13 protein-coding genes and 1 tRNA gene are annotated in these 14,897 nt (G+C 72.5%); 10 read left to right on the top strand and 4 right to left on the bottom strand.

Going from position 1 to position 14,897, the window contains the following annotated elements; all coding sequences use genetic code 11:
* Positions 1 to 103: 103 nt before the first annotated feature.
* Positions 104 to 2,254: a family 16 glycosylhydrolase gene (locus LPC08_RS16455; RefSeq protein WP_230449317.1), complete on the top strand. Its 2,151-nt coding sequence runs from the start codon at positions 104 to 106 to the stop codon at positions 2,252 to 2,254.
* 60 nt (positions 2,255 to 2,314) lie between these two features.
* Here LPC08_RS16455 and LPC08_RS16450 read toward each other — a convergent pair.
* Positions 2,315 to 2,398, bottom strand: a tRNA-Leu gene (locus LPC08_RS16450).
* 133 nt (positions 2,399 to 2,531) lie between these two features.
* On the opposite strand from LPC08_RS16450, the gene LPC08_RS16445 reads away from it, so the two are divergent.
* Positions 2,532 to 3,245, top strand: coding sequence for a DUF1194 domain-containing protein (locus LPC08_RS16445; protein ID WP_230449316.1), 714 nt, complete (start codon positions 2,532 to 2,534; stop codon positions 3,243 to 3,245).
* Between the two features lie 46 nt (positions 3,246 to 3,291).
* Here LPC08_RS16445 and LPC08_RS16440 read toward each other — a convergent pair whose 3' ends face one another.
* On the bottom strand, positions 3,292 to 4,215 hold the full coding sequence (locus LPC08_RS16440; protein ID WP_230449315.1) for an SAM-dependent methyltransferase: 924 nt from the start codon (positions 4,213 to 4,215) through the stop codon (positions 3,292 to 3,294).
* Between the two features lie 183 nt (positions 4,216 to 4,398).
* Here LPC08_RS16440 and LPC08_RS16435 point away from each other — a divergent pair, with 183 nt between their 5' ends.
* Together LPC08_RS16435 and cysK are read left to right on the top strand one after the other, a co-directional pair.
* On the top strand, positions 4,399 to 5,466 hold the full coding sequence (locus LPC08_RS16435; RefSeq protein WP_230449314.1) for a YihY/virulence factor BrkB family protein: 1,068 nt from the start codon (positions 4,399 to 4,401) through the stop codon (positions 5,464 to 5,466).
* Between the two features lie 264 nt (positions 5,467 to 5,730).
* Positions 5,731 to 6,726: a cysteine synthase A gene (cysK, locus tag LPC08_RS16430; RefSeq protein ID WP_304622031.1), complete on the top strand. Its 996-nt coding sequence runs from the start codon at positions 5,731 to 5,733 to the stop codon at positions 6,724 to 6,726.
* Positions 6,727 to 7,144: 418 nt separating this feature from the next.
* Here the strand turns inward: cysK and LPC08_RS16425 are convergent, their stop codons facing one another.
* Positions 7,145 to 8,116: a MurR/RpiR family transcriptional regulator gene (locus tag LPC08_RS16425; RefSeq protein WP_230449313.1), complete on the bottom strand. Its 972-nt coding sequence runs from the start codon at positions 8,114 to 8,116 to the stop codon at positions 7,145 to 7,147.
* 184 nt (positions 8,117 to 8,300) lie between these two features.
* Here LPC08_RS16425 and LPC08_RS16420 point away from each other — a divergent pair, with 184 nt between their 5' ends.
* Genes LPC08_RS16420 through LPC08_RS16405 form a run of 4 tightly spaced genes read left to right on the top strand, consistent with a single transcriptional unit; the run spans position 8,301 to position 11,330 of the window.
* Positions 8,301 to 8,975: an extensin-like domain-containing protein gene (locus LPC08_RS16420; protein WP_230449312.1), complete on the top strand. Its 675-nt coding sequence runs from the start codon at positions 8,301 to 8,303 to the stop codon at positions 8,973 to 8,975.
* A gap of 53 nt (positions 8,976 to 9,028) precedes the next feature.
* Positions 9,029 to 9,871 (top strand): SDR family oxidoreductase, encoded by an 843-nt coding sequence (locus LPC08_RS16415; protein ID WP_230449311.1) that lies wholly within the window; start codon positions 9,029 to 9,031, stop codon positions 9,869 to 9,871.
* A gap of 21 nt (positions 9,872 to 9,892) precedes the next feature.
* Positions 9,893 to 11,083, top strand: coding sequence for a M20 aminoacylase family protein (locus LPC08_RS16410; RefSeq protein WP_230449310.1), 1,191 nt, complete (start codon positions 9,893 to 9,895; stop codon positions 11,081 to 11,083).
* 10 nt (positions 11,084 to 11,093) lie between these two features.
* Positions 11,094 to 11,330 (top strand): hypothetical protein, encoded by a 237-nt coding sequence (locus LPC08_RS16405; RefSeq protein ID WP_230449309.1) that lies wholly within the window; start codon positions 11,094 to 11,096, stop codon positions 11,328 to 11,330.
* A gap of 498 nt (positions 11,331 to 11,828) precedes the next feature.
* Here LPC08_RS16405 and thrC read toward each other — a convergent pair whose 3' ends face one another.
* On the bottom strand, positions 11,829 to 13,235 hold the full coding sequence (gene thrC / locus LPC08_RS16400; protein ID WP_230449308.1) for a threonine synthase: 1,407 nt from the start codon (positions 13,233 to 13,235) through the stop codon (positions 11,829 to 11,831).
* Between the two features lie 173 nt (positions 13,236 to 13,408).
* Between thrC and LPC08_RS16395 the strand changes: the two genes are divergently transcribed.
* Both LPC08_RS16395 and LPC08_RS16390 read left to right on the top strand, forming a co-directional pair.
* On the top strand, positions 13,409 to 14,437 hold the full coding sequence (locus LPC08_RS16395; protein WP_230449307.1) for a Gfo/Idh/MocA family protein: 1,029 nt from the start codon (positions 13,409 to 13,411) through the stop codon (positions 14,435 to 14,437).
* Complete coding sequence (locus LPC08_RS16390) at positions 14,434 to 14,886, top strand: hypothetical protein (RefSeq protein WP_230449306.1); 453 nt, start codon at positions 14,434 to 14,436, stop codon at positions 14,884 to 14,886. Before LPC08_RS16395 ends, LPC08_RS16390 begins: the two co-directional genes overlap by 4 nt.
* The last annotated feature ends 11 nt before the right edge of the window (positions 14,887 to 14,897 follow it).

The following is a 14,897-nucleotide window of genomic DNA, read 5'->3' as shown; positions in this document are numbered from 1 at the left end:
CATGCGGCCTGTGTCGTAAGCCCGACGGATGTCACGAATTTTGGACGATTCGGGCGCTGCACTCCGCCCGCACACCGACCTAGCTGCGAATGGGAACACCAACTTGGCGCAGAACAACCCGCTGCTCTATGCAACCGACTACCAGGGCAACGTCCTGCCGCTCAGCGCGGCGCCCACCCGCACGGTCACCGGGATAGGGAAGGGCGAGACCGTCACGGCGGGCGACGGCCCCTATGCGGTCTGGAGCCGGGGCGGCGCGAGCACGCTGGTCGGCGGGCAGGGCGACGACACCTTCTACGTCTCCGACGCCAGGGACATCGTCCTCGCGCAGGACGGCTATGTCCACACCATCGTCTCCTGGTACGCGACGGAATACACCCTTCCCGACAACATCCGGAACCTGACCGTCCGCGGCAACAACTTCTGGGCCAGCGGCAACGACCTGGACAACGTCATCCGCGCCGACAACGCCAGCCAGACGCTCTACGGGGGCAAGGGCAACGACGTGCTGAACGGCGGCGGCGGCCGCGACATCTTCGCCATCGCCCCGGGCGACGGGCACGACGTCATCGTGGACTTCGCCCATGGCAGCTCCATCCTCCGCCTGAACGGCTTCACGGGGCTGCAGACGCTGGCCGACGTGCAGGCCGCGATGGAGCAGGTCGGCGACGACGTGCGCCTGACGCTGGGCGAGGACCAGAGCATCCTGTTCCGCAACCAGACGGTGAACGCCTTCACCGCCGCGGACTTCTTCCTGCCCCTCGATCCCTCCCGCATGACGCTGACCTTCGCGGAGGAGTTCAACCAGTTCGACTGGTCGTCGGGCGGGCAGGGATCGGCCTGGCGCACAAGCTGGGACTACGGGCGGTGGATGCCGTGGCTGGGCGACCAGCAATACTACTCGGATGCCACGATCGGGGTGGATCCCTTCACGGTGCAGGACGGCGTGCTGACCATCACGGCCGCGCCGGGCCCCAACCCGGTGAACACCCCCTACAACTCCGGCATGATCAACAACCAGGAATCCTTCGCGCAGACCTACGGCTATTTCGAGATGCGCGTGGACCTGCCGGCGGGGCAGGGCCTGTGGCCGGCCTTCTGGCTGCTGCCGGTGGACGACACCTGGCCGCCCGAGATCGACATCCTGGAGATGCTCGGCCAGGACCCGACCACGATCCATTTCAATGCCCACTACACCGGCGGCCGCACCGGCACGCAGGTCCGCACGGAGGACATGTCCGAGGGCTTCCACACCTTCGGCATGCTCTGGGGTCCGGACTGGCTGACCTGGTACGTGGACGGCGACGCCTATGCGCGCATCGCCACGCCGGCCGAGATGCACAAGGCGATGCACATCATCACCAACCTCTCCGTCGGCGGCACCTGGGTCGGCCGCCCGGACGAGACCACCCAGTTCCCCGCCGAGATGCACATCGACTACATCCGCGCCTATGCCTACCAGGACCCGGAGAGCCTGGCCCCGCTGTCCGGCACCCCCGCGCCGCCGGCCGTCCCGGTGGCGCCGGTCGTGACCGCGCCGGGCACGCTGACCGCGACCGCGGGCCGCACCCTCTCCTTCGGGAATGCGCTGAGCGTCGCCGATCCGGATGCGGGCGAGTCGCTCACGGTGACGCTGACCACCGGCTTCGGCGTGCTGCAGACCTCCGCCAACGGGGCCGGGGTGACCGAGGCGGGCGACGGCACCTCACGCCTGACCCTGACCGGCACGGCCGAGGCCATCAATGCCGAGCTGGCCTCGCTGACCTATGCCTACCGCAACCACGGCATCATCCCCGGCAGCACGGTGCAGGACTCCGTCACGGTGCTGGTCGAGGATGCCGCGGGGCACCAGGACGTCGAGACCGTCGTCGTCCCTGTCACCGCCCAGTCGGGCATGAAGGTGGTGGAGATGGGCGACACGCCGTCGCGCAAGGCTGCCAACGGCAACACGCTCTTCGTCTTCGACGAGGACATCCCCAGCGGCGGGCTCACCCACATCCTCAACTTCCGCACCGCCGCCCAGCATGGCGGCAGCGGCGACATGCTGCTGTTCAAGGGCTTCGGCGGCGATGCCACCCTGCAGTTCCACCACATCGCCTGGGTCGGCAACCAGCCCAACCCGCTGATGCAGTACTACACCATCGAGTCCGACAGCGGTCAGAGCACGCTGTTCATGGTCCAGCTCTCGCCGGATGCCATCAACCCCGACGGTTCCTACGCGCGGCTGGGCATCGGCGACTACGCCTTCCTCTGACGGCATCCTTCGGCGGCTCCGGGCGGCGGCCACCGTCCCGGGGTTGCCGGCGCGCGAGGATGCCCGCCGGGGGATTCGAACCCCCACGCCCACCAAGGGCCACAGATTTTAAGTCTGGCGCGTCTACCGTTCCGCCAGGCGGGCGAATCCGTCCTTCGCAGAATCGCCCGGACGGGGACGGCCGGCAATGGCCCGCCCCGCCCGGACGGGGCGGGTTTCCGTTGACAGCGGCGCCGGCGTTTCCGGACGCTGGGCGCTTCCCCTGAGGAGACCCGGCGTGACGGAACGGTCCAGCCCTGCGACCCCGCCCACCTTCCGCCGCCGCGGCGCATTGCTGCTGCCGGGCGCGCTCGCCCTCGGCGCTGCGGCGGCCGCGCGGGCCGAGCCGGGCGAGGTGGATCTGCTGCTGGTCCTGGCCATCGACGCCTCCGGCAGCATCGACGCGGACGAGTTCCGCCTGCAACGCGAGGGCTGCGCGGAGGCCCTGGCGCATCCCGCCGTGCTCTCGGCCGTCGCCTCCCGGCCGCTGGGCGCGATCGGCGTGGCCATGGTGGAGTGGGGCGCGCCGGGCGGGGCGGCGACGGTGGTGGACTGGCACCGCCTCGACGGCGTCGTGGCCGCGGAGCGGCTGGGCCGGGCGGTGATGGAGGCGTCGCGCTCGCGCCAGTCCTTCAACGCCATCGGCGACGCCGTGGACCATTCCGCCCGGCTGATCGCCGCGGCCCCGTGGCGGGCGCGGGAGAAGGTGATCGACGTCTCGGGCGACGCGCCCGACATGCGCAGCCTGCGTCCCATCGAGCAGGCGCGGCAGGATGCCGTGGCCCAGGGCATCACGGTCAACGCGCTGGCGATCGAGGGAGGTCGCACGGGGCTGACCGCGACCTACGAGGCGACGGTGATCGCGGGGGACGGGGCCTTCGTCATGACGGCGGAATCCCGTGCCGACTTCGCCCGGGCCTTGCGGGCGAAGCTGGTGCGGGAGATCGCGTGAGGCGGGTCATGGCCGGTCGCCGCAGGGCAGGCGAGCCGGAACTGCGCTAGCCGCCCGGATCGAGCCGCGTGAACATCAGCTCGTGCTTGTTGTTCACCCCGTGCGACAGCACCGCGCCGGGGATGGCGGCGAACTCCGCCGCCACGTCGTGGTCCGTCCCACCCTGGAACTTGATGGTGCAGAGGATGTTGCGCGCCGCGCCGGCCTCGATCCAGCGCCGCACCAGCCCCAGCAGCCGCACCGGGTAGCTGATGATGTCGCTCAGCAGCCAGTCCACCGGCGGCTGGCCCTTCGGGTCCAGGCCGAAGGCGCTCTCCAGCCGCACCGACACGCCCGGCATCGCCGCCACGCGCGGGTCGAGCGGCGCCTTGTCCACCGCCGTCACCCGTGCCCCGAGCCGCGCCACGGCCCAGGTCCATCCCCCCGGCGCGGCGCCCAGGTCCAGGCAGCGCTCCCCCGGCAGCGGCCATCGCCGCGCGTGCAGGAAGGCCTCCTGGAGCTTGAGGTAGGCGCGGCTCGGCGGCCCCTCCCGGTCCTCGGCCAGCACGGGCGCGCCGCCGGGCCAGGGGCTGGTCTTGGTGGGGCTGGCCAGCATCCGGTCCGGCGCCAGCAGGGTCCAGGCGCCCAGCGGCGCAGTGGGGACGGGCGAGGGGAAGACCACCTCGCGCGCCTTGATCGGCGGCAGCGCCTCCTGGATCAGCGCGGCGCGGCGGTGATGGTCCACCGAGACCAGCGACCAGTTGCGCTGCATCGCCCGCAGTGCGGCGGCGGCCGGCTTGATCGCCGTCACCGGCAGGTCCCTCGGGTCGGTCCACACATCCAGCGCCCAGGGGCAGGCCACCGGCGGGTCGGGCGACAGGGCCAGCGGCCCGTGCCAGGCGGCGACCCGTGCCCCGGCACGGCGCAGCGTCTCCGCCACCTCCGCCTCGAAGCCGGCATGCGCCTGGTAGACGGAACGGATCGCGCTCATGGCCAGGACGGGCATAGCCGGGACAGGGGGGGCGGCATGGCCATGCCTTAGCCTGCGCCCGCGTCGCGGTCAGCCCCGGTTTACGACCGGCGTGCGGATCGCGACGGCGCCGCAACCCGGCGCCGCGACCGGTCGTTCAAGCGCCGGAACGGGGCATCGGCCCCGTGGCGGGGGCTGGCTGGGATGTTCGGCAGGATCTGGGCGCTCATCAAGGACACGGTCGAGGGCTTCGTCGCGGACGAATGCATGAGTCGCGGCGCCGCCATTGCCTACTACACCGTCTTCTCCATCGCCCCGCTCCTGGTCATCGCCACGGCCATCGCCGGCTTCTTCTTCGGCGACGAGGCCGTGCACGGCGCGCTGGACGACCAGCTGCGGTCCCTGATCGGCGCCCAGGCCGCCGAGACCGTGCAGACGATGGTCAAGGGGGCAAGCGACACGGGGCGGGGCGCCATCGCGACGATCATCAGCATCGTGACGCTGCTGTTCACCGCCAGCGGAACCTTCGGCGAGCTGCAGGCCTCGCTCAACGCCGTCTGGAAGGCCGAGGCGAAGACCACGGACACCGAGGGCACCGTCTCCCGGCTCGTGCGCGCCCGTGCCGCCAGCATCGGGCTGGTCGCGGCGACGGGCTTCATCCTCCTGGTCTCGCTGATCGCCTCGACGGCCATCTCCGCCGTGGCGGACTGGCTGGGCGGGCTGCTGCCGGGGACTGAACTGCTGCTTTCCGTTCTGAACTTCGCCGTCTCGCTGCTGATGATCACGCTGCTCTTCGCGGCCATCTACAAGGTGCTGCCGGACCGTCGCATGGCCTGGCGGGACGTGCTGGTCGGTGCGCTGGTGACGGCAGTACTCTTCGTCATCGGCAAGTCGCTGATCGGCTGGTACCTGGGCAGCGGGGCGGTCACGACCTCCTTCGGCGCGGCCAGCGCGCTGATGGTCCTGTTGGTCTGGGTCTACTACTCGGCGCAAATCTTCCTGATGGGCGCCGAGTTCACCCGGGCCTATGCCGGGCTGGAGGGCAGCCGCCAGGATGCTCCCATCCCCGCCAAGGCCCAGGCCCCCGGCACCAGCCGGGGCGCGGTCAGCGCCACTCCCGCCGCCATCGCGCCGGAGCCGCTGTTGCCCAAGACCAGCACGCTCTGGACCGTCGCGGGCGGCGCATTGGTTGCCATGGCTGCGGTGAAGCAGTTGCGCCGTGGTGGAACCGTGGTGCCGGCCTTGATGCGTCGCTTCGCACGACAGGGTTGAGGCAAGGGATTGGCCGGCCTCCGCCCGGCCGTCCGGGGGAGGCCCCTTTCCTCAACAACCATCGACCGGAAGCTGAGTAGCGGGGTTCCTGTCATAGGTTTGCGGAGGTCCGGGCATGGCACCCCCCTCCGTTCCGGGCCGCGGCGATGCCGTTCCGCAGACCCGGCCCGCCGCCGGTCGCAACACGGAACTCTGCAACGCCGCGCGGGTGATCCAGGTCCAGGGGGACTGAACCACGGCGTGCCGTTGTGGTAGGCATGCGTCATGCCCGACGGAAACACGCCAGCCGCCCGTTCTTCGGACCACGCCGCGGCCCCGCCGCGCGGCCGGATGTTCGGCAGCGTGCTGGAGGTGGTGGGCGGCACGCCGCTCGTCCGCCTGCCGCGGCTGGAGGCGCAGGAGGGACTGGCTGCGCGGCTTGCCCTGAAGCTGGAATATGCCAACCCGCTCGGCTCGGTGAAGGACCGTATCGGCCTGGCGATGGTCGAGACGGCGGAGCGGGAGGGGTTGATCGAGCCGGGACGGTCCGTGCTGGTCGAGCCGACCTCGGGCAATACCGGGATCGCCCTGGCCTTCGTGGCGGCTGCCAAGGGCTATCGGCTGATCGTGGTGATGCCCGATGGCGCCAGCATCGAGCGGCGCCGCATGATCCGCCTCCTGGGCGGAGAGGTGGAGCTGACCCCGGCCCGCAAGGGCATGGCCGGGGCGATCGCCCGGGCGGAGGCGATCCTGGCAGAGACGCCCGGGGCCTGGATGCCACGCCAGTTCGACAACCCGGCCAACCCCGCCATCCACGCCGCGACCACGGCCGAGGAGATCTGGGCCGATACCGGGGGCGAAGTGGATGCCGTGCTGGGCGGGATCGGCACCGGCGGCACGCTGACGGGCATCGCCCGCGCCCTGAAGCCACGTCGCGCCGGGCTGCGGGTGATCGGCGTTGAGCCGGCGGAATCCGCCGTGCTGTCTGGCGACGAGCCCGGGCCGCATGCGCTGCAGGGGATCGGCGCCGGCTTCCGCCCGGCGGTGCTGGAGCTGGAGGCGCTGGACGGGGTGATGCGCGTGAGCGAGAGTCAGGCCTTTGCCGCCGCCCGCCGCTGTGCCCGGGTGGAGGGGCTGCCGGTCGGCATCTCCTCCGGCGCGGTGCTGCATGCGGCCATGGACGTGGCCCGGGACCCCGCGATGCAGGGCCGGCTGGTGGTGGGCATCGCCGCCTCCTTCGCGGAGCGCTACCTGTCCACCGAACTGTTCACGGGCCTTTGATCCCGACGGCGGAATGACCTGACGCGTCATGCTGTGATGTTGCAGCGTCGGACCGGGAGGGGACGCCGGCCTGCGGTATCGACGCCGTGCGTCGATCCCCGTCCCATACCCTCCCCCTCGGGGGCCACAGGCGGGCCCCGGTCCCCGCTGGGAGTTGGCTCTTCACGGTAGACATCAGCCTCTGGGCTGAACCCTGACGGAGCACGGGCAGGCGGGACTCCGAAAAAGCTCAGAAGGCGTCCGCGAGGGCGGTGGCCGTACCCGCCGAGGAGCATGGCTCCTCGGCGCCTCGACCCCGTCGCAAGCTGTCCCGCGGCAGCGCTGATCGGGTCCAGGGCCCGCAGGGTCCTGGCGGAGTGGGGGTACGGGGGCGAGGCGGAGCCTCGCCCCCGGGACAGGGGCGCCAGTTCGGCACGGATCAACGTATTCCGCCGTCCGTATGAGACCGGCCTGCCGGGTCTTCCGCCACGTCGGCCGGCATCGCGGGCGGGGCCGCCGCGTGCCGGGGCCGCTCAAGGGGTGGGCGAGCCCCTGCGGTCGGTGCCGCGTCGCCCGCAGGGGCGCTCTCCTGCCGCCGCTCCGCGGTCAGCACCGCCAGGGTCAGCGCCACGGCGAAGCTGGCGGCCAGGGAGCGGAAGGCGCCGCTGTCGGCTTCCACCACCTCCAGCCAGGCCTTGGCCATGGGTACCAGCGGGCTGAAGTCGGAATCGGTGATGGCGACGACGGCCACGCCGCGCCGGGCGGCGGCGGCGGCCATCTCGACGGTCGAGGGGGTATAGGGGGTGAAGCTGATCGCCAGCAGCGCGTCCCCCGGTTCCGGCAACCCCGCCTGTTCCGTCAGCAGCCCGCCGACATTATCCAGCAGCACCGCCCGCAGGCCCAGCTTGGCGCAGGCATAGGCAAGGTAGCTGGCGATCGGGAAGGCGCGCCGCTGTCCCAGCAGGTAGATGGTGCGCGCCCCGGCCAGGGCGGCGGCGGCGCGGTCGAGTTCCTGCGTGCTGACGCTGTCGCGCAGCCGGGCGAGGGAGGTCACGGAGGCATCGACGAAGCCGGCCAGGAGCGTCGCGGCCCCGCCCTCCGCCTGTGCCGCGGCGCGGAGCGAGTCCAACCGTTCGCGGTATTCCGGCCAGCGTTCGCGCAACCGGGTGCGGAAGACCTGCTGCAGGCCGGAGAAGCCGGAGTAGCCCAGGGCCTGCGCGAAGCGGACCAGGGTCGAGGGCTGCACGCCCGCCCCCCGCGCCACCTCCGCCACCGTGCCCAGCGCCATGTCGTCCGGGTGCTCCAGGACGTAGCGGGCCACCTGCTGCAGGCGGCGCGGCAGGCCCGCATGGCGCTCGACCAGGCGCTCGCGCAGCGCCCTGAACTCGGCATGCTCCGTCTCGGACCTCATGACCTCCCTCCCTGGACCGGGGGCCGTGGCCATGCCCGTCCGCGTCGCGGTCGTTGCCGCGTCGCCGGCATTTGGAACACGAATTCCATGCGGGGGACAACCGGCACCATCCGGAGCGGGAACGAAGTGTTACCGGCCCGCGCCGGAGCGGCGGCGCGATCCCAGATGATGGCGGGTGCGCCCGTTGCTCCTGATCCTCCTGATTCCCCTCGCCCTGGCCGGCCTCGTCCTCAGCGGCGCGCTGCGCCTGCCGCCGGCCTGGGACCCCTTCGCGCCGCTGGACCTGAAGGCGGCACCCAATCCGTTGACGCGCTGGAAGCTGGCCCGGATGGAGTGGCAGCCGGAGGCCTGTTTCGCCGCCTTCGCCGCCTCCGGCCTCTCCGTCGCGCGCTTGCCCGGCCGCGCCTCGGGCGAGGGCTGCACGGTGGAGGATGCCCTGCGCCTGGGCGGGACGCCCGCCCTGTCGCCCCCGGCCCCGATGGCGACCTGCCCCCTCGCCGCCGCCTGGACGATCTATGCCGGGCAGGTGCTGCAGCCGGCGGCCGAGCGGCATCTGGGCCAGCCGGTGGTCCGGGTGCGGCAACTCGGCACCTATGCCTGCCGCGACGTGCGCGGCGGCACGCGGCGCAGTCAGCACGCGACCGCCAACGCCATCGACGTGGCGGGCTTCACCCTGGCGGACGGGCGGGAGGTCAGCCTGGCCCGGGACTGGGACGATCCCGGCCCGCGCGGGGCCTTCCTGCGGGACGCGCGGGACGGCGCCTGCCGGCTCTTCGACGCGGTGCTCGGGCCGGACTACAACGCCGCGCACCGCGACCACTTCCACCTGGATCGCGGACCCTGGAGGACCTGCCGCTGAGCGACGATCCCTCTGCTCCCACGCCGCTCCCGCCCGAGGCGGGCCCCATCGCCGTGCTGGGCGCCTCCGGCCGCTCCGGCGCCGCGCTGTGCCGGGCCCTGGCCGAGGCGGGCGAGCCCTTCATCCCCGTGGTGCGGGACGTCGCGCGCTGGGCCTCGACCGGGCTGCCCGGCCAGGCCCGCGTCGCCGACCTGCGCGATCCGGCCGCGCTGCGCGATGCCCTGGCGGGTGCCACGCGCGTCGCCTCCACCGCGCATGCGCGCCACACCCGGGCGGTGATCGCCGCCGCGCCGCCAGAGGCGCGTTTCGTTCTGATGGGCAGTACGCGGCGCCACTCCCGCTGGCGCGACGACCACGGCGACGGCGTGCGCGCCGGCGAGGCGGCGTTGCTCGGCAGCGGCCGGCGCGGCGTGATGCTGCACCCGACGATGATCTACGGCGCGCAGGGCGAGGACAACGTGCAGCGCCTCGCCGCGCTGCTGCGCCGCCTGCCGGTGGCGCCACTGCCGGGCGGCGGGCGGGCGCTGGTGCAGCCGATCCATCAGTCGGACGTCACGCGCAGCCTGGTCGCAGCGCTGCGGCGCGACTGGCCGACGCCTGCCACGGTGATCGTCGCGGGTCCCGTGGCCGTTCGTTACGCGGACTTCCTGCACGCCGTCTGCCGCGCCGCCGGCGTGCGCGCGCCCCCGGTCGTTCCGGTTCCGCTTACGCCGCTGCTGGCCCTGGCCCCGCTGACGCGGCTGCTTCCGGGCGTCCCACGCATCCGCATGGACGAGCTGCGCCGGCTGACGGAGGATAAGGGCTTCGGTATCGAAACGATGCGGCGCGAACTGGGTATCGAGCCGATCGGCCTCGAGGAAGGGCTTGCACGCACCTTCTCGGCTCCCCAAAGCTGAGCGGAACAGTTGGAGATCGCGATGCCCGTCCTGAACCGCGTGGCAGAGTTCCACGACGAGATGACGGCTTGGCGGCAGGATTTCCACCGCCATCCGGAGCTGGCCTACGAGGAGATCCGCACCAGCGGCATCGTGGCGCAGCGGTTGCGCGACTTCGGCGTGGACGAGGTGATCACGGGCATCGCGGGCACCGGGGTGGTCGGCGTGCTGCATGGCCAGGGCGGGCCGGCGACGGGCGAGGCGAAGGCGATCGGCCTGCGTGCGGACATGGACGCGCTGCCGCTGGAGGAGGAGACGGGGCTGCCGCACGCCTCCACCGTCCGCGGCAAGATGCACGCCTGCGGCCATGACGGGCATACGACGATGCTGCTGGGCGCCGCCAAGTACCTGGCGGAGACGCGCAACTTCGACGGCACCGTCTACCTGATCTTCCAGCCGGCGGAGGAGAACCTGGCCGGTGGCGACCGCATGGTGAAGGAGGGGCTGTTCCGCCGCTTCCCGATGCAGCGCGTCTTCGGCATCCACAACTGGCCCGGCGCCCCGGCGGGGCATTTCCTGTGGCGCGTCGGGCCGGTGATGGCGGCCGTGGCGAACATCGAGATCCGCGTCATCGGCAAGGGCGCACACGGCGCCATGCCGAACAACGGCAACGACCCGATCGTCATCGCCGCGCAGATCGTCACGGCGCTGCAGTCCATCGTCGCCCGCAACATGGAGCCGGTGGAGGCGGGCGTCGTCACCATCGCCCACATCGCCGGCGGCCACACCTTCAACGTCATCCCCGAGAGCGTGCTGATGCAGGGCACGGCGCGCTGGTTCGAGCCGGAGGTGGGTGACCTGCTGGAGCGCCGGGTGCGGGAGATCGCGCTGGGCATCGGTGCCGCCTTCGGCGCCACGGTGGAGGTGATGTTCCAGCGCGCCTACCCGGCGACGGTGAACGAGCCGGAGAGCACGCGCCTGGCCCGCGACGCCGCCCTGTCCGTGGTCGGCGCGGACCGGGTGCACGAGATGGCCAAGCCGACCATGGGCGGCGAGGACTTCTCCTTCATGCTCAACGTCAAGGATGGCGCCTACCTGATGCTGGGCGGCGGCCGGACGGAGAACGACCCGCAGGTGCATCACCCGATGTACGACTTCAACGACGAGATCCTGCCGGTCGGCGCCTCCTACTGGGCCCGGCTGGCCGAGCAGCTGCTGCCGCGCCAGGATTGAGGAAGGGCCGGTGAGGCACGGCCGGGCCCTGCTCCTGGCCTCCCTGGCCCTCCTGTGCCTGGGCGGCTGCGTCCAGGTGACGGTGCCCGACCCCTATGCGCCAGGCCCCTACGGCATGGGCCAGGCCGCCGCGGCGGGGGCGCTGCTCGGCGGCATGATGGGCGCGGCTCTGGAAGGCGCCGCCCGCCCCCTGCCGCCCATCTATCCGCCACCCCCGCCCGGTGGAACAGGACCGCTCAAGGAGTAGCGGCCGGGCGGCATATCCATGCGCCCGGCGCCAGGAAGGCAGCACCGCGGCGCGACCGGTCAGCGGAAGACCCGGCGCGTCTCATACGAACGTCGCGATGTCTTGACCCGTCGCGCTGCGGTGTTCCGGCGGCGGACCGGGAGGGGACGCCGTCCCCTCCCGGACCCTCCCCTGCCGGGGCCACAAGCGGGCCCCGGACCCCGCTGGGAGTTTGGTGCTTCCGATAAGCGTCAGCCTGCGGGCTGAACCCTGACGGAATGCGGACAGGCGGGACTCTGGAAAACATTCAGAAGGGGTCAGCGCGAGCGGCGGCCGGTCCCGCCGAGGAGCATGGCTCCTCGGCGCCGTGACCCCGTGTCCGGCTGTCCCGCGGCAGCGCCCATCGGGTCCAGGGCCCGCAGGGTCCTGGCAGATAGGGGGGATGGGGGGAAAGACGGCGTCTTTCCCCCGGGCCACGGGTGCCAGTCCGCCAGACGTCAACGCATCACGCCGCGCCGATCAGGCGGCGTTGCGCCGCGCATGTCCGCGCACGGCCGCCTCGATCTCCTCCAGCCGATTGGGCAGGACGCTATAGCGTTCCTCCCGTTCGTAGAGGTCCGCCAGGCGCGGCGGCAGTGCCGGGCGGAAGCCGACCGCCTGCTCCGCCGCGTCCGGGAACTTGGCCGGGTGGGCGGTCGCGGCCACCACCACGGGGATCGCCGCGTCCTCGGGCAGCAGCAGGCGGGCGGCGGCGGTGGCGGTGGCGGTGTGCGGGTCGGGCAACCAGCCGGTGGTGGCGTGGACGCGCCGCATCTCCTCCAGCGTGCCGGCGTCGTCCAGCGCCGCGCCGTGGAACAGCGCGGTCGCCTGCCGCCAGGCGGCGTCGGGCACCGGCATGCGGCCGGTTTCGCGGAAGGCCCGCATGGCGGCGCCGGTGGCGGCGGCATCGCGGCCCAGCAGCTCGAACAACAGCCGCTCGAAGTTGGACGAGACCTGGATGTCCATGCTGGGGGAAAGGGAGGGTTCGACCGGTCGCGCGGTCATGTCGTTGGTGGCGAGGAAGCGCACGAGGATATCGTTGCGGTTCGACGCCACGATCAGCCGCTCGATCGGCAAACCCATGCGCCGCGCCGCCCAGGCCGCCAGCACGTTGCCGAAGTTGCCGGTGGGAACGGAGAAGGCCACCGGCCGGTCCGGCGCGCCGAGCGCGAGGGCGGCATAGGCGTAGTAGGGGATCTGCGCCGCCACCCGGGCCCAGTTGATCGAGTTGACGGCGGAGAGCCGCATCTCCCGCCGGAAGGGGGCGTCGGCGAACATCGCCTTCACCAGGTCCTGGCAGTCGTCGAAGTCGCCCCGCACCGCGATGTTGCGCACGTTGGGCGACAGGACGGTGGTCATCTGCCGCCGCTGCACCTCGCTGGTGCGGCCTTCCGGGTGCAGGATGACGATATCGACGTTCGCCCGGTCGCGGCAGGCCTCGATGGCCGCGGAGCCGGTGTCGCCGGATGTCGCGCCGACGATCGTCACCCGCTCCCCGCGCTTCTCCAGGACGTGGTCGAAGAGCTGCCCCAGCAGCTGCATCGCCATGTCCTTGAAGGCGAGCGTCGGGCCATGGAACAGCTCCAGCGCATGGGTGCGGTGGTCGAGCTGCACCAGCGGCGCCACGGCGGCATGTCCGAAGCCCGCATAGGCCACGCGGGTCATGCCCTGCAGCGTCGCCTGGTCCAGGCTGTCCCCGGCGAAGAGGCCGACGATCCGTGCCGCAAGATCCGGATAGGGCAGGCCGCGCAGGGCACGCCATTCGGCGGCCGACAGCTCCGGCCAGGTCTCGGGCACGAAGAGGCCGCCATCCTCCGCCAGGCCGGCGAGCAGGACAGCTTCGAAGTCGCGGGGCGGGGCTTCGCCGCGGGTGGAGACGTAGCGCATGGCGGCACAGTAACGGTCCCGCCCCGGCGGCACCATCCGGCCCCGGCCCTGCCGCGGGAGAGGCGGCCATGCCGCCGGCGCGGCCCGGCGACAGCCGGCGGCGGCGAAGGCTTGCGGCGGATCGTTCACTGGTATAATGACCATACCAACGTCCAAGACAGACAGGTCAGCCCATGACCGTTCGGGGAGCGCTGGTTGGCGCCGGGTTCTTCGCCCGGAACCACTTGGCCGCCTGGCGCGAGATCGCCGGGGTCGATGTCGTCGCCATCTGCGACCGGGAGGAGGACAAGGCGCGTCGCCTGGCCGGCGAGTTCGCCATCCCTCGCCACTACGCCGATGCCGCCGCCATGCTGGAGGCGGAGCGGCCGGACTTCGTCGATATCGTCACCACCGTGGAATCGCACGACGCGCTGGTGCGGCTGGCCGCGGCGCATCGCGTGCCGGCCATCTGCCAGAAGCCCTTCGCTCGCAGCCTGGAGGAGGGGCGCGGCATGGTGCGCGCCTGCGCCGGGGCAGGCGTGCCGCTGATGGTGCACGAGAACTTCCGCTGGCAGTCGCCGCTGCGGGCCGCGAAGGCCGCGCTGGAGGACGGCGCGATCGGCACGCCGGAGGTGGCGCGGATCAGCTTCCGCCACGGCTACGACATCTATGCCGGCCAGCCCTACCTGCTGCGGGAGGAGCGGCTGGCCATCATGGATATCGGCATCCACGTGCTCGACGTCGCGCGCTGGCTGCTGGGCGAGGTCACGCGCCTCTCCTGCCTGACGCAGCGGATCGACCCGCGCGTGGCGGGCGAGGACGACGTCTCCCTGCTGCTCGACCATGCCGGCGGCGTGCTGTCCTTCGTGGATTTCTGCTTCGCCGCCGTGCGGCACCCCGATCCCTTCCCGCAGACGCTGCTGCGCATCGACGGCAGCGCGGGCCGGCTCGCCCTCGACGCGGGCTATCGGCTGACGGTCGAGGGGCGGGAGGGGCGGCGGACGACGGAGGTGGAACCCGCTGTCCCCGACTGGGGCGCGAAGCCCTGGCACGGCATCCAGGAGAGCGTGCGGTCGATCCAGCAGCACTGGATCGACGGCCTGCGCGAGGGACGGGAGCCCGCGACCTCCGGCGCCGACAACCTGCGCACGCTGGAGCTGGTGGAGCTGGCCTATCGCAGCGCCGGGGCCGGCCGCGCCCTGCCGGTGGGAGAGGCCGCGTGAGTGCCGCCTCGGTGGCGGCGCTGCTGTCGGCGGGGGGGATCGGCGAACCCTTCTTCTGCCACCTGCGGCTGGAGGGGCCGGCGGCGGGCGACGAGCAGGCTGCTGCCCTGCTCGCCCTGGCCGAGCGGCCGCTGGGTGAGGTGGGCAGCCTCGTCCTGCGCCGGCGCGACGGCGCCGGCGGCGCTTCGCACTGGCTGGTGCAGGCGCGTCACGCCCGCGGGGTGACGCAGCTCCACCTCCACCTCGGTGTCGCCATGACGGTGATCGAGGCCGCGCTGGACGGGCGGGAGGGCACGCTGAGCCTGGAGCGGGACGGCACCGTCCGGCGGCAGGGCCGCGCGGGCGCGGAGACGATCCGCCTCCCCGGGGCGCCACCGGCCGAGGCGGCCGCCTGCCGCCGCCTGCTCGCCCTGCTGCGCGCCACCATGACGGAACCAACGGCCGCCTGAGACGGCCAGGA

Source organism: Roseomonas sp. OT10, assembly GCF_020991085.1.
Taxonomy (GTDB): Bacteria; Pseudomonadota; Alphaproteobacteria; order Acetobacterales; family Acetobacteraceae; genus Roseomonas; species Roseomonas cutis.
The sequence above is the reverse complement of the archived record's forward strand: the minus strand, read 5'-3'. Positions and strand labels throughout refer to the sequence as shown.